Annotated in this window: 18 protein-coding genes; 16 read left to right on the forward strand and 2 right to left on the reverse strand. The window is 61.3% G+C overall.

The window, feature by feature from the left end:
* From ACWGTI_RS26325 to ACWGTI_RS26380, 12 genes are all read left to right on the forward strand, one after another.
* Entirely contained in the window at positions 1 to 1,581 is a 1,581-nt protein-coding gene (locus ACWGTI_RS26325; RefSeq protein ID WP_454589829.1) for an McrB family protein, read from the forward strand.
* 54 nt (positions 1,582 to 1,635) lie between these two features.
* Positions 1,636 to 2,838 carry a 5-methylcytosine restriction system specificity protein McrC gene (locus ACWGTI_RS26330; RefSeq protein WP_454589830.1) on the forward strand — a complete coding sequence of 401 codons (1,203 nt, stop codon included), beginning with the start codon at positions 1,636 to 1,638 and terminating at the stop codon, positions 2,836 to 2,838.
* Between the two features lie 16 nt (positions 2,839 to 2,854).
* Positions 2,855 to 3,175, forward strand: a complete 321-nt coding sequence (locus ACWGTI_RS26335; protein WP_454589831.1) for a hypothetical protein — start codon at positions 2,855 to 2,857, stop codon at positions 3,173 to 3,175.
* Positions 3,176 to 3,448: 273 nt separating this feature from the next.
* On the forward strand, positions 3,449 to 3,652 hold the full coding sequence (secE, locus tag ACWGTI_RS26340; RefSeq protein ID WP_023667439.1) for a preprotein translocase subunit SecE: 204 nt from the start codon (positions 3,449 to 3,451) through the stop codon (positions 3,650 to 3,652).
* Positions 3,653 to 3,679: 27 nt separating this feature from the next.
* Positions 3,680 to 4,207 carry a transcription termination/antitermination protein NusG gene (gene nusG, locus ACWGTI_RS26345; RefSeq protein ID WP_006333333.1) on the forward strand — a complete coding sequence of 176 codons (528 nt, stop codon included), beginning with the start codon at positions 3,680 to 3,682 and terminating at the stop codon, positions 4,205 to 4,207.
* A gap of 171 nt (positions 4,208 to 4,378) precedes the next feature.
* Positions 4,379 to 4,807 (forward strand): 50S ribosomal protein L11, encoded by a 429-nt coding sequence (gene rplK / locus ACWGTI_RS26350; protein ID WP_112566731.1) that lies wholly within the window; start codon positions 4,379 to 4,381, stop codon positions 4,805 to 4,807.
* A 4-nt stretch (positions 4,808 to 4,811) separates the two neighbouring features.
* On the forward strand, positions 4,812 to 5,510 hold the full coding sequence (gene rplA, locus ACWGTI_RS26355; protein WP_112566728.1) for a 50S ribosomal protein L1: 699 nt from the start codon (positions 4,812 to 4,814) through the stop codon (positions 5,508 to 5,510).
* A gap of 376 nt (positions 5,511 to 5,886) precedes the next feature.
* Positions 5,887 to 6,405, forward strand: coding sequence for a 50S ribosomal protein L10 (gene rplJ, locus ACWGTI_RS26360; RefSeq protein WP_023667437.1), 519 nt, complete (start codon positions 5,887 to 5,889; stop codon positions 6,403 to 6,405).
* A gap of 54 nt (positions 6,406 to 6,459) precedes the next feature.
* Positions 6,460 to 6,837: a 50S ribosomal protein L7/L12 gene (rplL, locus tag ACWGTI_RS26365; protein WP_142864855.1), complete on the forward strand. Its 378-nt coding sequence runs from the start codon at positions 6,460 to 6,462 to the stop codon at positions 6,835 to 6,837.
* 241 nt (positions 6,838 to 7,078) lie between these two features.
* Positions 7,079 to 11,215, forward strand: a complete 4,137-nt coding sequence (rpoB, locus tag ACWGTI_RS26370) for a DNA-directed RNA polymerase subunit beta (RefSeq protein WP_454578433.1) — start codon at positions 7,079 to 7,081, stop codon at positions 11,213 to 11,215.
* Positions 11,216 to 11,342: 127 nt separating this feature from the next.
* Positions 11,343 to 15,539, forward strand: a complete 4,197-nt coding sequence (gene rpoC / locus ACWGTI_RS26375) for a DNA-directed RNA polymerase subunit beta' (protein ID WP_454578432.1) — start codon at positions 11,343 to 11,345, stop codon at positions 15,537 to 15,539.
* 78 nt (positions 15,540 to 15,617) lie between these two features.
* On the forward strand, positions 15,618 to 16,283 hold the full coding sequence (locus tag ACWGTI_RS26380) for an O-methyltransferase (protein WP_454589832.1): 666 nt from the start codon (positions 15,618 to 15,620) through the stop codon (positions 16,281 to 16,283).
* A gap of 33 nt (positions 16,284 to 16,316) precedes the next feature.
* On the opposite strand, the gene ACWGTI_RS26385 is transcribed toward ACWGTI_RS26380, so the two are convergent.
* Both ACWGTI_RS26385 and ACWGTI_RS26390 read right to left on the reverse strand, forming a co-directional pair.
* A complete protein-coding gene (locus ACWGTI_RS26385; protein ID WP_454589833.1) occupies positions 16,317 to 17,252 on the reverse strand; it encodes a Gfo/Idh/MocA family protein in 936 nt (311 codons plus the stop codon).
* A gap of 95 nt (positions 17,253 to 17,347) precedes the next feature.
* Entirely contained in the window at positions 17,348 to 17,629 is a 282-nt protein-coding gene (locus ACWGTI_RS26390) for a transcriptional regulator (protein ID WP_454589834.1), read from the reverse strand.
* 494 nt (positions 17,630 to 18,123) lie between these two features.
* Here ACWGTI_RS26390 and rpsL point away from each other — a divergent pair, with 494 nt between their 5' ends.
* From rpsL to ACWGTI_RS26410, 4 genes are all read left to right on the forward strand, one after another.
* Positions 18,124 to 18,495 (forward strand): 30S ribosomal protein S12, encoded by a 372-nt coding sequence (gene rpsL, locus ACWGTI_RS26395; RefSeq protein ID WP_006333356.1) that lies wholly within the window; start codon positions 18,124 to 18,126, stop codon positions 18,493 to 18,495.
* A gap of 58 nt (positions 18,496 to 18,553) precedes the next feature.
* Entirely contained in the window at positions 18,554 to 19,024 is a 471-nt protein-coding gene (gene rpsG, locus ACWGTI_RS26400; protein ID WP_008875664.1) for a 30S ribosomal protein S7, read from the forward strand.
* A 30-nt stretch (positions 19,025 to 19,054) separates the two neighbouring features.
* A complete protein-coding gene (fusA, locus tag ACWGTI_RS26405; RefSeq protein ID WP_454578428.1) occupies positions 19,055 to 21,145 on the forward strand; it encodes an elongation factor G in 2,091 nt (696 codons plus the stop codon).
* Between the two features lie 64 nt (positions 21,146 to 21,209).
* Positions 21,210 to 21,433 (forward strand): GTP-binding protein (locus ACWGTI_RS26410; RefSeq protein ID WP_287171849.1); only part of this gene is annotated, 224 nt, incomplete at its 3' end.

The raw sequence follows: 21,433 nt of genomic DNA on the forward strand, positions 1-21,433 counted from the left end.
GTGCGCTATTTCAGTATCGACACGATCCGCGAGGCCATCGAGCATCTACAGAACTTCAAGGCTAACTGGCTCCTTCCAGCGTTCGTGTTCGCTGCCAATGACGTTGGGACTGACGAGTTCGTTGACATCTCTCAGCGTGCTGGCACCGATCATTTTCTCGACAACTATTTCCATGGCAAAAGGCTCGATATTCCGCCGTTTCCCAGCGGCAACAATCTGCTGCGACCGCGATTAGCCGGTATTCCCGCTTGGGTGAAAGGAGAATTCGCAGGCGATCATATGATCCGGCAAGATACCAAGATGTGGGGCAATCTGTTCTCATCGCGCGGCTACCGGGAAATGAGACTTGAGGGTCTCATAGAAGGTGAAAAGGCTATCACGAAGCTCACCGACGCCTTCCAGGCGCGCTTCGAAGCCGAGATTCCTGCGGCATTCCGTTTTGAGGACTTCCTAGTGTGGCTTTATGCCTTTGAGGGCTTCCCGGACGAAATCAATGGATGGGCAGCTCTTCGCTCGCATCTGCTCGGGCAGCTTAAACTGGCTGACTTCAAGGCGCCCTATCTCGGCCGTTTTGGCCTCACAGCCCCTCCGGTACCTTGGCCTGCCGTCCTTGAGCAGCGACCGACAAACGCGGAATTTTTGCAAGCGCTCGCGCCCAAACTGGTCGCCTACCTAGCGGCCGGGGGAGACGCCCAACAAGCGGAGGACGCGGCGGCAGAGGAGTCGCTGAACGACGATGACCCGGTCTTTGCTACCATAACCGCTACGATCCAAGCGAAAGAAAGCTTGGCGTTCCTGCTTGCTGGTCCTCCTGGGACCGGTAAGACGCGCTATGCCCGTCTGATTGCGAACAAGCTGACCGGCGGCAAAGTCGAACGGGTATTGTACCTGCAGTTCCACCCCGCGATCGGATATGACGACTTCATGGAAGGCTTCCGCCCGATGCAGGCGGAAAATGAGAAAGGCGGCATTCGCTACGACCTGGCACCGCGCCTGTTCCTAAAATTCGCTCAGGAGGCCGCTAAGGACAAGGAACACCGCTACGTCGCGGTCATCGACGAACTAAATCGCGGCGACGTCGCTCGTATTTTCGGAGAAGCGCTGACCTACCTCGAGATGGACTATCGCGACGTCGAGTTCACGCTGCCATACTCGGGGTTAAAAGCGCTCCTTCCCGACAATTTGGTTGTCATCGCCACAGCCAATCCCTTTGACCGTTCTGTGACCGACATGGATGACGCCCTTCTTCGGCGCTTCTGGGTTATCGAACTTGAACCTGATGAAGCCGTGCTTCGGAATCATCTGGTGAAAGAGAGGGTTCCTGAGAACGTCATCAGCCGCACCATGCAAGTCTTCACGATACTCAATAAGACCTTCCCAAACGGTTTCGGCCACACCAACTTCCTCCGTGTTCGTACTGTCGACGATCTCGCTGCGGTTTGGATCGGCCGGGTAAGACTCACCCTTCGGCGCGCTTTGACCCACGACTTGGTGCAGTTTGAGACAACCAGCACCGAGATCGAGGGATTGCTAAAAACCAAAGACGACCCGGAGGACGCTCCAGCGCAGGGGAACGCCTAAAATATGCCCGGAGAACCGCTCCGGATAATCGATCTTGGGGAGCGGGATCCGCGAATGTTTCCGCGCGAAGATTTGTTCGACGCCCGTGGCCGTTCGCTGCTGTTGCCAGAGACCCGCGAACTTAAAGCCATCGAGATGCGTGAGGTGCTCGAAGGGGTCCAGCTCAGAGCTAACGGGCTCATCGGATATTTGCCGCTCACCTCCAGCATTGTACTCAACCTCACGCCCAAATTCCCTATTCAGAACCTCTGGCGAATGCTTTCGGTCGCGGATACCGACTACGACACAGTGCTGCCCGTATTGCGCTCGTACCAGGTCGACAACGCCGTGCCGCCGCACGAATTGCTGGCTAGGGGCTTCGGTCACTACCTCTCTGCCATCTTGACAGTCGGCGTCACACGCGGGTACTACCAGGAGCCGTATCGCGGACACTTCAAGCCCAAGGTGAATTTCGGGCGCACCGTCGGCGGATACCTATCACGTGGCGACGAACTGAACGTGGCATCTGATGCCTTCGCCTTTTCGGCCGGCCTTTATCCCAACGCCTTGCTGAAGTCTGCCTGCGTCGACTTTGTCAGGGTGATGCCGCGCGGCGAGAAGTGGGCAGCCGATCGAAGGCTTATCGGGGAGGCACTCAATGCCTTGGCCTCGGTGAGACCCACCCGGATGCGCTTTGGGGAGCAGTCGTCAGCGTTGGCTTTGCCGGTATGGTTGCAGGACTCTTATTTTGGCGCCTTAACCGTCTATGCCATGCTGTTGGGATTCAGTCGGATCGGGTTCTCTTATGCTTCACAGGGCACCGAGCTACCCTCTTTCCTTTTTTCTCTGGACAGCGTTTTCGAGAGCTACGTGAGGAATACGTTCCGTGAGCAGCTGCGCGAGCGGAAGATTGCGGTGCTCGACGGAAACGCTTCCCGGCACCAAGGCCTCCTGTTTCTTGATAGTAGGCGGTATCCTATCAAGCCGGACCTCATTTTCAGGAGAAAGAAGGTCGTTCTCGCCATCGGCGAGGTCAAATACAAGGAGGAACTAAAAGAACAGGATCGCTATCAGGTGATCTCCCATGCGGTCGCCACAGGCGCGCCGATAGCAGTCTGGGTATCGCCGGCGTCCTTAGCCGCTAAGCCCGGTATCGAGTATGTTGGGACCATCTCCACCGGAACCAAGTTCTACCATTACCTACTCGATATTTCCGGCGACCTCGACGTTGCGAGCACAGCCATGGTCAATGACGTCTCCAAGCTATTAGATCACTGAGATAAGAGACTGTCCTTTGGCACGCGGCGAAGTCGGATTTCGACGCCTTGAGGCCATCATTCTTGATATCGCGGCAAGCACGGAAGCGGCCCGGAACGGTGAAAAAGGCGCTTATCTGTTACACAAATCCTTGCACACCAATCTGAAAAATGCCAAATATCGATGTGTAAACAAGATGATGCGAGAAGGCTATTCGGTCTCCAAAACCGCAGGTCGTAGGTTCGAGCCCTGCTGCCCGTGCCATTTTCTCAAATGGCGATTCACGAACGAACTCGGTGCCGTGCCCCGCATTGAAAAATGGCAGGTGGCTTGCCATATTAGGGAAACTGAGGCATAAGGCCCTCATAGCCGGGACGGGACGACTGGATGGTTCCGAGGCGGCGTTTGGTCATAAAGCGGACACTTGCCACTTGCGTGGATCAAGAATCGGTTTTATGTAGACACAACAGACACGCGACGCGTGGAGCTGGGAAGCCGGCTTTACGCGTCCGATTTGCATGGGCGAAATGGTTGCGCTGATTCGGCGTCGACTTGAAACCCAGGCGGCACGTCCCGGCCAGCGGGATCATCCAGGAGACCCGGCCAACGGGTCTTGAAGACAGAGCGGCATATGGCTTCGAAAACCACAAATCCTTTCGTCTTTCTCCAGCAGGTCCGCGCGGAGACCGCCAAGGTGACTTGGCCGTCGCGCCGGGAGACGATGATCTCGACGGTGATGGTGCTCGTGTTTGCGGTCATCGCGATGATCTTTTTCTTCACCGCCGACGTGGCCATGGGCTACGCGATCGAGCGGTTACTGAGCCTCGGACATTAAGTTCGGCGATTACGGAGAAGTCTTGAAATGACCGCGCGGTGGTACATCGTCCACGCCTATTCGAACTTTGAAAAAAAGGTCGCCGAGGACATTGAGAACAAGGCCAAGCAGAAGGGCCTGTCCGCCGATATCGAACAGATCGTGGTGCCGACCGAGAAAGTTGTCGAGATCCGCCGCGGCCGCAAGGTCGATGCCGAGCGCAAGTTCTTTCCGGGCTATGTGCTGTTGAAGGCCAATCTGACCGACGCGGTGTTCTCGCTGGTCAAGAACACGCCGAAGGTCACCGGTTTTCTCGGTGACTCCAAGCCGGTGCCGATCACCGAGGCGGAAGCGCAGCGCATCCTGAACCAGGTCCAGGAAGGCGTCGAGCGGCCAAAGCCCTCGGTCACCTTCGAGATCGGCGAGGCGATCCGCGTTTCGGACGGGCCGTTCGCGTCGTTCAACGGTTTCGTCCAGGAAGTGGACGAGGAGCGGGCGCGGCTCAAGGTGGAAGTTTCGATCTTCGGGCGCGCCGTGCCCGTCGATCTGGAATTCGGACAGGTCGAAAAGGGCTGATCCGAAAACCCCGCGCCGGTTCGCCGGCAAGGGGAGGCGGCGCGAAAACGCGCGGCCATGAACGGGTGGGAGGCGAATGTGGCTTTAGCCGGCCGCGCGAACCGCACCACCGGACTGCAACCGCCGGCGTTCCCGATAGTGGGGCCGGCATGAGACAAAGGCAGGAAAGAGATGGCTAAGAAAATTGCAGGCCAGCTCAAGCTCCAGGTTGCCGCGGGCTCGGCTACGCCGTCGCCCCCGATCGGCCCGGCACTTGGTCAGCGCGGCATCAACATCATGGAGTTCTGCAAGGCGTTCAACGCGCAGACCCAGGAAATGGAAAAGGGATCGCCGATTCCGGTCGTCATCACCTACTACCAGGACAAGTCGTTCACCTTCGTCATGAAGACGCCGCCGGTGAGCTACTTCCTGAAGAAGGCTGCGAACCTGAAGTCGGGCTCCAAGGAGCCGGGCAAGGTCAAGGTCGGCACGATCGGCCGCGACAAGGTGCGCGCCATCGCCGAGCAGAAGATGAAGGATCTGAACGCAAACGACGTCGAAGCGGCCATGCGCATGGTCGAGGGCTCCGCCCGCTCGATGGGTCTGGAAGTGGTGGGCTGAGATCATGGCAAAACTTGCAAAACGTGTATCGAAGACCCGCGAAGGCATCGATCCCAACAAGGCTTATGCCCTGGGTGAAGCGCTGAAGCTGCTCAAGGACCGTTCGACGGTGAAGTTCGACGAGACCATCGAAGTCGCGATGAACCTCGGCGTCGACCCGCGTCACGCCGACCAGATGGTCCGCGGCGTGGTCAACCTGCCGAACGGCACCGGCCGCTCGGTCCGCGTGGCCGTGTTCGCACGTGGCGACAAGGCCGAGGAAGCCAAGGCCGCCGGCGCCGACATCGTCGGTGCCGAGGATCTGGTCGAGATCGTCCAGAAGGGCACGATCGACTTCGATCGCTGCATCGCCACGCCGGACATGATGCCGCTGGTCGGCCGTCTGGGCAAGGTGCTCGGCCCGCGCGGCATGATGCCGAACCCGAAGGTCGGCACCGTCACCACCGACGTCGCGGCGGCCGTCAAGGCATCGAAGGGCGGCGCTGTCGAGTTCCGCGTCGAGAAGGCCGGCATCGTCCAGGCCGGCGTCGGCAAGGTCTCGTTCGACGTCAAGGCGCTGGAAGAAAACATCCGCGCCTTCGCCGATGCGGTGACCAAGGCGAAGCCGGCTGGCGCCAAGGGCAACTACGTCAAGAAGGTGTCGGTCACCTCGACGATGGGCCCGGGCCTCAAGCTCGACGTCTCGACGCTCGCAGCGTCCTGATACGAACATTTGGATCGGCCGCTAAAGTGCTGATCCGCAAGTGAATTCCGGGCCTCCGACCTGTCGGCGGCCCGGTACCGGAAACCGAGAGGTTTCCGGACATCCTGTCCGAGATTGCAGGCGGCCCAGAAGCCTTAATTCAATTGGGCCTGCATGAGACGGGTGAAAACCTGACAACGGAGCGACAAGCTCCAATGAAAGGTTCGAACCGTGTTTGCCTTTTGTCTGCGCATCGCCGGCTTGACTGTCGATGTGGCGAAAGGGGGCAGGATCCTCGAGCGTCGTTCGGGAGATCCGTTACTGGATGGCCCGGCCGGCAAAAAGGCAACCCGACGCCTGTCCTATTAGTGGGGCAGGGGTCAACTGGAGATAGGCAGTGGACAGAGCGGAAAAACGCGAACTCGTCACGGGCCTGAATGGTGCTTTTGCAGGCGCTGGTTCAGTCGTCGTGGCCCACTACGCCGGTATCACCGTCGCGCAAATGAACGACCTTCGGTCGAAAATGCGCGCTGCCGGTGGCACCGTCAAAGTCGCGAAGAACCGTCTCGCCAAAATCGCTCTTCAGGGCACGGACTCCGCATCGATCATCGACCTGTTCAAGGGACAGACGCTGATCGCTTATTCGGAGGATCCGATTGCGGCGCCGAAGGTCGCGTCCGATTTCGCCAAGGGAAATGACAAGTTGGTCATTCTCGGCGGCGCAATGGGCACCACCTCGCTCAACGCCGACGGTGTGAAGGCACTCGCCACACTTCCGTCGCTCGATGAGCTGCGCGCCAGGCTGGTTGGCATGATCGCCACGCCGGCAACCCGGATCGCCCAGATCGTCAATGCGCCAGCGGCTTCGGTCGCGCGCGTCATCGGCGCTTACGCCCGGAAGGACGAGGCGGCATGAGGCCGTTCCTCGCTATCACAAACACACGTTCGAACCTGATGAAGGAATACAACAATGGCTGATCTGGCAAAGATCGTAGACGACCTTTCGAAGCTGACCGTCCTCGAGGCGGCCGAGCTGTCGAAGCTTCTTGAAGAAAAGTGGGGCGTTTCGGCTGCTGCTCCGGTGGCGGTTGCCGCTGCCGGCGGCGCTGCCGCTGCTGCTGCTCCGGCCGAGGAAAAGACGGAATTCGACGTCGTCCTCACCGAGGCAGGCGCTCAGAAGATCAACGTCATCAAGGAAGTCCGCGCCATCACCGGCCTGGGCCTCAAGGAAGCCAAGGATCTGGTCGAAGCAGCTCCGAAGCCGGTCAAGGAAGGCGTTTCCAAGGCTGACGCTGAGAAGTTCAAGGCGCAGCTGGAAGCAGCCGGCGCCAAGGTCGACCTGAAGTAAGCGTAAAAGCGGCGGGCGGCCTCGCGCCGTCCGCCACTCCCTTCACGGAAGGGAGGGTGCGTAGCGCGGGATGTACGGGAACCTCTTTCCTGAGGGCCGAAACCGGCCTTCAGGAAACGGGTTTTCTCCCGTTTTACCGGCAGCCTGCCGGGAAACAGACAGAGGGCCGCTGCCCAGGCGGCTCAGTATGCAAGGCGAGCCGCGGCGAGGCTCGTCCCGAGTTTAGAGCTAAGGAGCGACGATGGCCCAGACCCAGACTTTCAATGGCCGCAGACGCGTACGCAAGTTCTTCGGAAAGATCCCGGAAGTTGCGGAGATGCCGAACCTGATCGAGGTTCAAAAGGCATCCTATGACCAGTTCCTGATGGTGGACGAGCCCAAGGGCGGCCGTCCGGACGAAGGACTGCAGGCTGTTTTCAAGTCGGTCTTCCCGATCTCCGATTTCTCCGGCTCCTCGATGCTGGAGTTCGTGAAGTACGAGTTCGAAGGACCGAAATTCGACGTTGACGAATGCCGTCAGCGCGACCTGACCTATGCCGCGCCGCTGAAGGTGACGCTGCGCCTCATCGTGTTCGATATCGACGAGGATACCGGCGCCAAGTCGATCAAGGACATCAAGGAGCAGGACGTCTACATGGGCGACATGCCGCTCATGACCTTGAACGGCACCTTCATCGTCAACGGCACCGAGCGCGTTATCGTCTCGCAGATGCACCGTTCCCCGGGCGTCTTCTTCGACCACGACAAGGGCAAGTCGCACTCGTCGGGCAAGCTTTTGTTTGCCGCGCGCGTCATCCCGTATCGGGGTTCGTGGCTCGACATCGAGTTCGATTCCAAGGACGTCGTGCACGCCCGCATCGACCGCCGTCGCAAGATCCCGGTGACGTCGCTGTTGATGGCGCTTGGCATGGACGGCGAAGAGATCCTGTCGACCTTCTACAACAAGATCACCTACAAGCGCGCCGGCGATCATTGGCGCATTCCATTCAACGTGGAGCGTTTCCGCGGCCTCAAGGCTGTCGGCGACCTGGTCGATGCCGACACCGGCGAGATCGTCGTCGAGCAGGGCAAGAAGATCACCGCCCGCCAGGCAAGGGCGCTTGGCGAGAAGGGTCTGAAGGCGATCAAGGCGACCGACGAGGATCTGCTCGGCAATTACCTGGCCGAAGACATCGTCAATTACGGCACCGGCGAGATCTTCCTCGAAGCCGGGGACGAGATCGACGAGAAGACGCTGAAGGTGCTGCTCGGCACCGGCGAGCAGGAGATCAAGGTTCTCGACATCGACCACGTCAATGTCGGCGCCTACATCCGCAACACGCTCAACGTCGACAAGAACGAGAGCCGCCAGGACGCGCTGTTCGACATCTATCGTGTCATGCGCCCGGGCGAGCCGCCGACACTGGAAACCGCCGAAGCCATGTTCAACTCGCTGTTCTTCGACAGCGAGCGCTACGATCTGTCGGCCGTCGGTCGCGTCAAGATGAACATGCGCCTCGAGCTCAAGGCCGAGGACACCGTGCGCGTGCTGCGCAAGGACGACATCCTGGCCGTGGTCAAGACGCTGGTCGAACTGCGCGACGGCAAGGGCGAGATCGATGACATCGACAATCTCGGCAACCGCCGCGTGCGTTCTGTCGGCGAGCTGATGGAGAACCAGTACCGCGTCGGCCTGCTGCGCATGGAGCGCGCGATCAAGGAGCGTATGTCCTCGATCGAGATCGATACGGTGATGCCGCAGGACCTGATCAACGCCAAGCCGGCGGCTGCCGCCGTGCGCGAGTTCTTCGGTTCCTCGCAGCTGTCGCAGTTCATGGATCAGACCAACCCGCTGTCGGAGATCACCCACAAGCGCCGCCTGTCGGCGCTTGGACCGGGCGGTCTTACCCGCGAGCGCGCCGGCTTCGAGGTGCGCGACGTGCACCCGACGCATTACGGCCGCATCTGCCCGATCGAGACGCCGGAAGGCCCGAATATCGGTCTGATCAACTCGCTGGCGACCTTCGCGCGCGTCAACAAGTACGGCTTCATCGAGAGCCCGTACCGCAAGATCGTCAACGGCAAGCTGACCAATGAGGTCGTCTATCTCTCTGCTATGGAAGAGTCTAAGCACCATGTTGCGCAGGCCAATGCCGAGCTCGACAAGAATGGTGGTTTCGTCGACGAATTCGTCATTTGCCGCAGCGCCGGCGAAGTGATGATGGCGCCGCGCGAAAACGTCGATCTGATGGACGTGTCGCCCAAGCAGATGGTGTCTGTGGCCGCAGCGCTCATCCCGTTCCTCGAGAACGACGACGCCAACCGCGCGCTGATGGGCTCCAACATGCAGCGTCAGGCCGTGCCGCTGGTGCGTGCCGAAGCGCCGTTCGTCGGCACCGGCATGGAGCCGGTCGTCGCCCGTGACTCGGGCGCCGCCATCGGTGCTCGCCGCGGCGGCATCGTCGACCAGGTGGACGCGACGCGTATCGTCATTCGTGCCACGGAAGATCTCGATCCCGGCAAGTCGGGCGTCGACATCTACCGGCTGATGAAGTTCCAGCGTTCGAACCAGAACACCTGCATCAACCAGCGTCCGCTGGTACGCATGGGCGACCGCGTCAACAAGGGCGACATCATTGCCGACGGTCCGTCGACCGAGCTCGGCGATCTGGCGCTCGGCCGCAACGTGCTGGTCGCGTTCATGCCGTGGAACGGCTACAACTACGAGGACTCGATCCTGCTCTCCGAGCGCATCGTGGCCGACGACGTCTTCACCTCGATCCACATCGAGGAGTTCGAGGTCATGGCCCGTGACACCAAGCTCGGACCGGAGGAAATCACGCGCGACATTCCGAACGTTTCGGAAGAAGCTCTGAAGAACCTCGACGAAGCCGGCATCGTCTATATCGGCGCGGAAGTGCAGCCGGGCGACATCCTCGTCGGCAAGATCACGCCGAAGGGCGAAAGCCCGATGACGCCGGAAGAAAAGCTCCTGCGCGCCATCTTCGGTGAAAAGGCGTCCGACGTTCGCGACACCTCGATGCGCATGCCTCCGGGCACCTTCGGCACCGTCGTCGAAGTGCGCGTCTTCAACCGTCACGGCGTCGAGAAGGACGAGCGCGCCATGGCGATCGAACGCGAGGAGATCGAACGCCTCGCCAAGGACCGCGACGACGAGCAGGCGATCCTCGACCGCAACGTCTATTCGCGCCTTTCCGACGTTCTTGTCGGCAAGGAAGCGATTGCCGGGCCGAAGGGCTTCAAGAAGGGATCGAAGCTGTCGAAGGACACGCTGGATGAGTATCCGCGTTCGCAGTGGTGGCAGTTTGCGGTGGAGAACGAAAAGCTCCAGAGCGAACTGGAAGCCCTGCGTGGCCAGTACGACGACTCCAAGAAGGCGCTCGAGCAGCGCTTCATGGACAAGGTCGAGAAGGTCCAGCGCGGCGACGAAATGCCTCCGGGCGTCATGAAGATGGTCAAGGTCTTCGTGGCTGTGAAGCGCAAGATGCAGCCGGGCGACAAGATGGCCGGCCGTCACGGCAACAAGGGTGTCGTGTCTCGCATCGTTCCGGTCGAGGACATGCCTTTCCTCGAGGACGGCACTCATGCCGATATCGTGCTCAACCCGCTGGGTGTGCCGAGCCGCATGAATGTCGGCCAGATCCTGGAAACGCACCTGGGCTGGGCATGCGCGGGCATGGGCAAGAAGATTGGCGAGCTGATTGAAGCGTACAAGGCGGGTGGCGACATCAAGCCGCTGCGCAAGACGCTGGAAAGCTTCATTCCGGCCAACGACCGCAACGAGCCGGTCCGCGAGTATGACGACGAGAGCATCGTTCGCCTCAGCGAGCAGATGCGCCGCGGCGTCTCCATCGCGACACCGGTGTTCGACGGCGCGCATGAGGTCGACATCAACGTCATGCTGGAACAGGCGGGCCTGCACACCAGCGGTCAGTCGCAACTCTATGACGGACGCACCGGCGAGCCGTTCGATCGCAAGGTGACGATGGGCTATATCTATATGCTCAAGCTTCACCACCTGGTGGACGACAAGATCCACGCGCGTTCGATCGGTCCGTACTCGCTCGTTACCCAGCAGCCGCTGGGCGGCAAGGCGCAGTTCGGCGGCCAGCGCTTCGGCGAAATGGAGGTCTGGGCACTGGAAGCCTACGGCGCCGCCTACACACTGCAGGAAATGCTCACGGTGAAGTCCGACGACGTCGCCGGCCGCACCAAGGTCTACGAGGCGATCGTGCGCGGCGACGACACGTTCGAAGCCGGCATTCCGGAGAGCTTCAACGTGCTCGTCAAGGAAATGCGGTCTCTCGGCCTCAATGTCGAATTGGAGAACACCAAGCTCGACGACAACCCTGTCCGGTTGCCTGACGCAGCCGAGTAAGGCAACGGCGCGCCGCGGAAAGCCGCGGCGCGCCTCGAATTCTACGGCCGGTGGGCCGACCACTCAGCGGGCATTTGGCCCGCGTTAGATGCAAGGGGTTTTCGAGGACCCCGAAAAGGAGAACGGCATGAACCAAGAGGTCATGAATCTCTTCAATCCGCAGGCGCCGGCGCAGGTGTTCGATTCCATCCGGATATCGCTCGCCAGCCCTGAGAAGATTCTGTCCTGGTCGTTCGGCGAGATCAAGAAGCCGGAGACCATCAACTACCGCACCTTCAAGCCGGAGCGTGACGGTCTGTTCTGCGCGCGCATTTTTGGCCCGATCAAGGACTATGAGTGCCTGTGCGGCAAGTACAAGCGCATGAAGTACAAGGGCGTCATCTGCGAGAAGTGCGGCGTCGAAGTCACGCTGTCGCGCGTTCGCCGCGAGCGCATGGGCCATATCGAGCTGGCAGCACCTGTCGCTCACATCTGGTTCCTGAAGTCGCTGCCGTCGCGCATCGGCACGCTGCTCGACATGACCCTGAAGGACATCGAGCGCGTCCTTTACTTCGAGAACTACATCGTCACCGAGCCTGGCCTCACCGCGCTGAAGGAGCACCAGCTGCTCAGCGAGGAAGAGTACATGATCGCCGTCGACGAGTATGGCGAGGACTCGTTCACCGCCATGATCGGTGCCGAGGCCATTCATGACCTTCTGGCCGGCATGGACCTGGAGAAGATCGCCGGCGACCTGCGTTCGGAACTGGCTTCGACCACGTCCGAGCTGAAGCAGAAGAAGTACCTGAAGCGGCTCAAGGTCGTCGAGAACTTCATGGAATCCGGCAACCGTCCGGAATGGATGATCATGAAGGTGGTTCCGGTGATCCCCCCGGACCTGCGCCCGCTGGTCCCGCTGGACGGCGGCCGCTTCGCCACGTCCGATCTGAACGACCTCTATCGCCGCGTCATCAACCGCAACAACCGCCTGAAGCGGCTGATCGAGCTGCGCGCGCCCGGCATCATCGTGCGCAATGAAAAGCGCATGCTGCAGGAAGCCGTCGACGCTCTGTTCGACAACGGCCGCCGCGGCCGCGTCATCACCGGCGCCAACAAGCGTCCGCTGAAGTCGCTGTCCGATATGTTGAAGGGCAAGCAGGGCCGGTTCCGCCAGAACCTGCTCGGCAAGCGCGTCGACTATTCGGGCCGTTCGGTCATCGTCACCGGTCCGGAGCTCAAGCTGCACCAGTGCGGCCTGCCGAAGAAGATGGCGCTCGAACTGTTCAAGCCCTTCATCTATGCCCGCCTCGACGCCAAGGGTTTCTCCTCGACCGTCAAGCAGGCCAAGAAGCTGGTCGAGAAGGAGCGTCCGGAAGTCTGGGATATCCTCGACGAGGTCATCCGCGAGCATCCGGTGCTCTTGAACCGCGCGCCGACGCTGCACCGCCTCGGCATCCAGGCGTTCGAGCCGATCCTGATCGAAGGCAAGGCGATCCAGCTGCATCCGCTGGTCTGCACGGCCTTCAACGCCGACTTCGACGGCGATCAGATGGCCGTTCACGTGCCGCTGTCGCTCGAGGCTCAGCTTGAAGCCCGCGTGCTGATGATGTCGACCAACAACATCCTGCATCCGGCTTCCGGCGCGCCGATCATCGTGCCGTCGCAGGACATGGTTCTGGGTCTCTACTATCTCTCGATCGTCAATCAGAACGAGCCGGGCGAAGGCATGGTGTTTGCCGACATGGGCGAACTCCAGCATGCGCTCGAGACCAAGGCCGTCACCCTCCACGCCAAGATCAAGGGTCGCTTCCGTTCGGTCGACGCCGAAGGCAAGGTCGTGTCGAAGATCTACGACACCACGCCTGGCCGCATGATCATCGGCGAACTGCTGCCGAAGAACGTCAACGTGCCTTACGAGACCGCCAACCAGGAGATGACCAAGAAGAACATCTCCAAGATGATCGACACCGTCTACCGGCATTGCGGTCAGAAGGAGACGGTCATTTTCTGCGACCGCATCATGGCACTCGGCTTCGGCCATGCCTGCCGCGCCGGCATTTCGTTCGGCAAGGACGACATGCTGATCCCGGACGCCAAGATCAAGCTGGTCTCCGACACCGAGGCTTTGGCCAAGGAATACGAGCAGCAGTACAATGACGGTCTGATCACGCAGGGCGAGAAGTACAACAAGGTCGTCGATGCCTGGGCCAAGTGCTCGGAAAAGGTCGCCGACGAAATGATGGCCCGCATCAAGGCCGTGGAGTTCGAGGACAATGGTCGTCAGAAGCCGATGAACTCGATCTACATGATGTCGCATTCGGGTGCGCGCGGTTCGCCCACCCAGATGCGCCAGCTCGCCGGCATGCGCGGCCTGATGGCCAAGCCGTCGGGTGAAATCATCGAGACGCCGATCATCTCGAACTTCAAGGAAGGCCTGACCGTGCTCGAGTACTTCAACTCGACCCACGGCGCCCGCAAGGGTCTGGCCGACACCGCCTTGAAGACGGCGAACTCGGGTTACCTCACCCGTCGTCTGGTCGACGTGGCGCAGGACTGCATCGTCAACTCCGTGGATTGCGGCACCGACAAGGGCCTCACCATGCAGCCGATCGTCGATGCCGGTCAGGTTGTCGCTTCGGTCGGCCAGCGCGTGCTGGGCCGTACGTCGCTCGACGACATCACGCACCCGGTTTCGGGCGAAGTTCTGGTCAAGGCCGGAACGCTGATGGACGAGCGCGACGTGGAGCAGATCGAAAAGGCCGGCGTGCAGTCGGTCCGCATCCGTTCGGCATTGACCTGCGAAGTCAGGGTCGGCGTCTGCGCGGTCTGCTACGGACGCGATCTGGCTCGCGGCACCCCGGTCAACCAGGGCGAAGCCGTCGGCGTCATCGCGGCGCAGTCGATCGGCGAGCCGGGCACCCAGCTCACCATGCGTACCTTCCACATGGGCGGTACGGCGCAGGTGGTGGACTCCTCGTTCCTTGAAGCCTCGTATGAGGGCAAGGTCGAGATCCGCAACCGCAACGTGGTGCGCAACTCGGACGGCCAGCAGATGGTCATGGGCCGCAACATGGCGGTGCTGATCCTCGACGAAGCCGGCAAGGAACGCGCCACGCACCGCGTTACCTATGGTTCGCGTATCTTCGTGGACGATGGCGACAAGGTGAAGCGCGGCCAGCGTATCGCCGAGTGGGATCCCTATACCCGCCCGGTCCTCACCGAAATCGAGGGCAAGGTGGCGTACGAGGATCTGGTCGACGGTATTTCCGTTCAGGAAACGGCCGACGAATCGACCGGCATCACCAAGCGCGAGGTCATCGACTGGCGTTCGACGCCGCGCGGCAACGACCTCAAGCCGGCGATTGCCATCCTGGATGGCAAGGGCAAGGTCGGCAAGCTGTCAAAGGGCGGCGACGCCCGCTTCCTGCTCTCGGTCGAGGCCATTCTCTCGGTCGAGCCGGGTTCGCAGGTTCGCCCCGGCGACGTGCTGGCGCGTATCCCGATGGAAAGCGCCAAGACCAAGGACATCACCGGCGGTCTGCCGCGTGTCGCCGAACTGTTCGAGGCACGCCGTCCGAAGGACCACGCCATCATCGCCGAGATCGATGGCACGATCCGCTTCGGCCGCGACTACAAGAACAAGCGCCGCATCATCATCGAGCCGCATGACTCGACGCTTGAGCCGGTCGAATACCTGATCCCGAAGGGCAAGCCGTTCCATCTCCAGGACGGCGACGTCATCGAGAAGGGCGACTACATCCTCGACGGCAATCCGGCGCCGCACGACATCCTGGCGATCAAGGGCGTGGAGGCACTTGCTTCCTACCTCGTGAACGAAATCCAGGAAGTCTACCGCCTGCAGGGCGTGTCGATCAACGACAAGCACATCGAGGTGATCGTTCGCCAGATGCTGCAGAAGGTCGAGATCACCACGCAGGGCGACTCGACCTACATTCCGGGCGACCACGTCGACGTGATCGAACTGGAAGAGGTCAACGAGCGCCTGATCGAGGACGGCAAGAAGCCGGCCGAAGGCCAGCCGGTGCTGCTCGGCATCACCAAGGCCTCGCTGCAGACGCCGTCCTTCATCTCGGCCGCCTCCTTCCAGGAGACGACCAGGGTGCTGACGGAAGCTGCGGTCGCCGGCAAGACCGACATGCTGCAGGGCCTGAAGGAAAACGTCATCGTCGGCCGGCTGATCCCGGCCGGTACCGGCGGCACGATGAGCCAGATCCGGCGCATCGCCACCTCGCGCGACGAGTTGATCATCGACGAGCGCCGCAAGGCCTCCGGTGTCGAAGTCGCCGACCCGATGCTGACCGACATGGTCAACGCCGCGCAGTAACCGCGGTGGACGAGAAAAGGAAAAGGGGCCCAAGCGGCCCCTTTTTGCGTTTTTAGCCTTACGAACAAGGGAAGCATCATGAGCAACAAGACCTGGACGGCCGTCGACGACTACATCGTCTCGTCTCTTTTCGAAGCGGATCCCGTGCTTGACGCGGTGATCGCAACCAATCGCAAACAGGGCCTGCCGGCCATCGACGTCTCTGCCGCGCAGGGCAAGCTGCTTTCGCTTCTTGTGCGCATCCGCGGCGCGAAGCGGGTGCTGGAGATCGGCACGCTCGGTGGCTACTCGACTATCTGGATGGCAAGGGGATTGCCGGCCGACGGCAAGGTAGTCACGCTCGAACTCGACCCGCACCACGCAAAGGTTGCGCGCTCGAATTTCGAGCGGGCAGGGATGTCGGACAAGGTCGACCTGCGGACCGGGCCGGCGCTGCAAACACTTGAGACGCTGGAGAGCGAAAATGCCGGGCCGTTCGACCTGATCTTCATCGACGCCGACAAGCCGAACAATCCGAACTATCTCAGCTGGGCGATGCGCCTGTCACGGCCAGGCACGGTTATCGTCTGCGACAACGTCGTCCGAGACGGTACGGTGCTCAACGACGATGGCCGTGACGCCTATGTCGAAGGCGCACGCGCCGCATTTTCCTTTATCGGCGGCGAGAAGCGCCTGGACGGCACCGCCATCCAGACCGTCGGCGCCAAGGGCTATGACGGCTTTGCCATCGCAATCGTTGAGTGAGGCATCGGCAGCGGCGGGCGGCCGCCGCTCACCTCAATCGAAAAACGCCTCGACCACGTTGCGCTTGCCGAGCATGAAGGCGTCGGCGACGTGCTGCAGGGGCGCCAGGTCGACGTCGGAAATGCCGGCGCGCACGATCTCGGAGAAGCGTCGGTAGAGCTGGGGATATTCGGCTTCCGGCTCGTCGTGAACCACCTTGCCGTCTACGGCGAGCCTGGTGCCGCCGCCGGAGAGCACCATCTTGCCCCTGTCGGTATCGGCCAGAATGTCCCAGCTCTGCGGGCCGGTCTGCAGCCAGTCAAGCTCCATGGTTACCGGCAACCCATCGGAGGTGCGGAAATTGACATGGGCCGCGACTGGCGAGGCGCGGTTTTCTGGAAAGTCGAGAACGGCCGAGGTGATGAACATCGCCGGCAGGATGTGGGTCGCGATCGACAGGGCGTTGATGCCGGGATCGAAGACGCCGAAGCCGCCCGGCGCCCAGATCCAGTCCTGGTTCGGGTGCCAACGGCGGACATCCTCCTTCCAGACGATGGCGGCCGAGCTGATTTTGGCTGAGCTCAGAAAAGTCCGCGCGGCCTCGACCGCCGGCGCGTAGCGCGAATGCCAGCTGGCGAACAACGTCACCCCATTTGCCTCGGCCAGCCGCTTCAGATCCTCGACCTCGCTGACCGTGGCGCCCGGCGGCTTCTCCAGGAAGACATGCTTTTTCGCGATCAGCGCGGTGCGTGCCGCGTCATAGCGAAACTGCGGCGGCATGCAGAGCGACACGGCCGCGAGTTCCGGCACTGCGTCGAGCATCGCCTCAATGGTCGGGAAGTTCGGGATATCGTCGACCTTGCCGTGCCGGCTGGCGGCGGCGATCAGGTGGTAATTCCCATCCTTGGCCACTGCCGGCAAATGCTGGTCGCGCACGATCTTGCCCACGCCGACGATGCCGAGCTTGATGGGGTCTTTCGTCGAGGGCATGGTAACTCCGCTGATTGGGTATTTGTCGGACTTTTAGCAGAGAAGCCGTGCCGGGCAAGTGACGCGGAGCGCGAAGAAAAAGGTCGCGGTCGTGATCAGAGCGGAATCTCGAACGTCACGATCGACACTTCGCCTTCAAGCGCGCCCTGGAAGGCCGACAGATGCGGCTCATCGTCAGGCTCGCCCTGCATGTCGCCGATCTGGTCGAGCTCGGCTTCGGCATAGCCTTCGGCGGCGAGCGATTCGAGAGCGCGGCGCACGGCCGAATCGTCGTCGGGCGCGACCAGCATCACATGGACGCCTTCCGGCTTGCCGCCCTTCTTTTTCCAGACGCGGCCGGTGATGATGGTGACCGGTCGTTCCTCGTTGTCGTTCACGGGCTGATTCCTCTTGGATCGGGGGCGGGCGAGGGGATTTGCGCTGTCCATGGCGCCTTTTGCCACGAAGCCTCGGCGCAGGACAGCCAAAAGCCGGTCACTTTCTTGCCTGTGCGGTTACTTTCTTCCTCGCTCTTGCAAAATGGCGAAAGAAAATTACATGCGATTTTCGCATGGCTGCCACGTCCTGTTTGGCGCGCAATATTTGGCGCTCCGGGGTTGACGGTTCACGGTCTTGCGAGTAGAAGCCGCCCAGTCAGAACCGATGTGAGGCTCTCCCTTCCGAAGCGACACGCTTTGGAGTTTGCCTCAAACAGGGTTCGTTTTACGAGCGAAAAGACATTTCCGGCGCGCATGAAGCGGTTTCCGCTTCCTCTGCATTTTGTTCGGGCAGGACCGCGAGGCGCGGTTTATGGCCCGAATTTGCGTATGGGATTGACGCTTTGAGCGGCCCTGACCGGGCGAGACACGGAATTGAGAGACAAGAGGGTTTAATGCCTACCGTCAACCAGCTGATCCGCAAGCCGCGCATTGCGCCGGTGAAGCGCAACAAGGTCCCGGCCATGCAGCAGAACCCGCAGAAGCGGGGCGTCTGCACACGTGTCTATACAACGACGCCGAAGAAGCCGAACTCGGCACTGCGCAAGGTGGCCAAGATCCGCCTGACAAACGGCTTTGAAGTGATCGGCTACATCCCCGGCGAAGGCCACAACCTTCAGGAACACTCCGTGGTCATGATCCGCGGCGGCCGCGTCAAGGATCTTCCGGGCGTGCGCTACCACATCATCCGCGGCGTGCTCGACACGCAGGGCGTGAAGAACCGCAAGCAGCGCCGTTCGAAGTACGGCGCCAAGCGTCCGAAGTAAGATTTTCCGGCCTTCGCGCTTTTGCTGCGCAAGGCTACGAGATTGAGAGACAAAAGCCATGTCGCGTCGTCACAGTGCAGAAAAGCGTGAGATCAATCCGGACCCGAAGTTCGGCGATCTGATCGTCACCAAGTTCATGAACGCCGTCATGTATGACGGCAAGAAGTCGGTTGCCGAGACCATCGTCTACGGCGCGCTCGACCAGGTTCAGTCGAAGACCAAGCAGGAGCCGGTTACAGTCTTCCATCAGGCGCTCGACAATGTCGCGCCGCATGTGGAAGTCCGGTCGCGCCGCGTCGGCGGCGCCACCTACCAGGTCCCGGTCGACGTGCGCCCCGAGCGCCGTCAGGCCCTGGCGATCCGCTGGCTGATTGCAGCTGCGCGCAACCGCAACGAGACCACGATGGTCGATCGCCTCTCCGGCGAGCTGATGGACGCGGCCAACAACCGCGGCACGGCCGTGAAGAAGCGCGAAGACACCCACAAGATGGCTGAAGCCAACCGCGCTTTCGCACACTACCGCTGGTAAAGCGCGAACGAGACTGAGAAGGCACCCACGATGGCCCGCGAATATAAAATCGAAGACTACCGCAATTTCGGTATCATGGCGCATATTGACGCCGGCAAGACGACGACCACCGAGCGCGTCCTCTATTACACGGGCAAGTCGCACAAGATCGGCGAAGTGCACGACGGCGCTGCCACCATGGACTGGATGGAGCAGGAGCAGGAACGCGGCATCACCATCACGTCCGCTGCCACCACGACCTTCTGGAAGGGCCGTGACGGCAAGATGCACCGCTTCAACATCATCGACACCCCCGGACACGTCGACTTCACCATCGAAGTCGAGCGTTCGCTGCGCGTGCTCGACGGCGCCATCGCGCTGCTCGACGCCAATGCCGGTGTCGAGCCGCAGACCGAGACTGTCTGGCGCCAGGCCGACAAGTATCGCGTTCCGCGCATGATCTTCTGTAACAAGATGGACAAGATCGGCGCCGACTTCTACCGCTCGGTCGAAATGATCGGCTCGCGCCTCGGTGCGCAGGCTGTCGTCATGCAGCTGCCGATCGGTGCCGAGACCGAGTTCAAGGGTGTCGTCGACCTCGTCGAGATGAACGCGCTGGTCTGGCGCGACGAGACGCTGGGCGCTGCCTGGGACGTCGTCGAGATCCCGGCCGACCTCAAGGCTCGCGCCGAAGAATACCGCGAGAAGATGATCGAAGCCGCCGTCGAAATGGACGAGACGGCGCTCGAGAATTACCTCGAAGGCAAGATGCCGTCGAATGACGAGATCCGTTCGCTGATCCGCAAGGGCACGATCGCGGTCAAGTTCTACCCGATGTTCTGCGGCTCGGCCTTCAAGAACAAGGGCGTGCAGCCGCTGCTCGACGCCGTCGTCGAATATCTGCCGTCGCCGGCCGATGTTCCCGCCATCAAGGGCGTCGACGCCAAGACCGACGCCGAGATCGAGCGTCATGCCGACGACAACGAGCCGCTGTCGATGCTCGCCTTCAAGATCATGAACGACCCGTTCGTCGGTTCGCTGACCTTTGCCCGCATCTATTCGGGCAAGCTGACCAAGGGCGTCTCGCTCGACAACACCGTCAAGGGCAAGAAAGAGCGCATCGGCCGCATGCTGCAGATGCATGCGAATTCGCGCGCCGACGTCGAAGAGGCATTTGCCGGCGACATCGTTGCCCTGGCTGGCCTCAAGGACACCACCACCGGCGATACGCTCAGCGACCCGCTGCATCCGGTCATCCTCGAGCGCATGGAATTCCCCGATCCGGTCATCCAGATCGCCATCGAGCCGAAGACCAAGAACGACCAGGAAAAGATGGGCCTCGCCCTTCACCGCCTGGCCGCCGAGGATCCGTCCTTCCGCGTCAAGACCGACGAGGAATCGGGCCAGACCATCATTTCGGGCATGGGTGAACTTCACCTTGACATCATCGTCGACCGCATGCGCCGCGAATTCAAGGTCGAGGCCAATGTCGGCGCCCCGCAGGTGGCCTATCGCGAGACGATCACCCGCAAGCACGAGCAGGACTACACCCACAAGAAGCAGACCGGCGGTACCGGCCAGTTCGCCCGCGTCAAGATCATCTTCGAGCCGAACCCGGAAAGCAGCGAGTTCGAGTTCGAATCCAAGATCGTCGGCGGTGCGGTTCCGAAGGAATACATCCCCGGTGTCGAAAAGGGCATCAACAGCGTCATGACGTCTGGCCCGTTTGCCGGCTTCCCGATGATCGGCGTCAAGGCGTCGCTCATCGACGGCGCTTACCACGATGTCGACTCCTCGGTGCTCGCGTTCGAAATCGCCGGCCGCGCCTGCTTCCGTGAAGCTGCGCCCAAGCTTGGCGTGCAGTTGCTCGAGCCGATCATGAAGGTCGAAGTCGTGACGCCGGAAGACTATGTCGGCAGCGTCATCGGCGACCTGAACGGCCGTCGCGGCCAGATCCAGGGCCAGGAAGCGCGCGGCGTGGCTGTCGTGATCAACGCGATGGTGCCGCTGGCCAACATGTTCAAGTACGTCGACAACCTGCGCTCGATGAGCCAGGGCCGTGCGGCCTACACGATGCAGTTCGATCACTACGAGCCTGTGCCGACCGCGGTCGCCCAGGAAGTCCAGAAGAAATACGCGTAACCTGAACGGGTTGCATCGGTAACTTAATTCAAGGCCCGTACGGGCAGCAGATTGGAGACATCACATGGCAAAAGGTAAATTCGAGCGCACTAAGCCTCATGTGAACATCGGCACGATTGGTCACGTTGACCATGGCAAGACGTCGCTGACGGCGGCGATCACGAAGTATTTTGGCGAATACAAGCGCTACGACCAGATCGATGCGGCGCCGGAAGAGAAGGCCCGCGGCATCACGATCTCGACGGCTCACGTCGAATACGAGACGGCCAACCGCCACTACGCCCACGT

The organism is Mesorhizobium sp. ArgA1 (genome assembly GCF_053714375.1).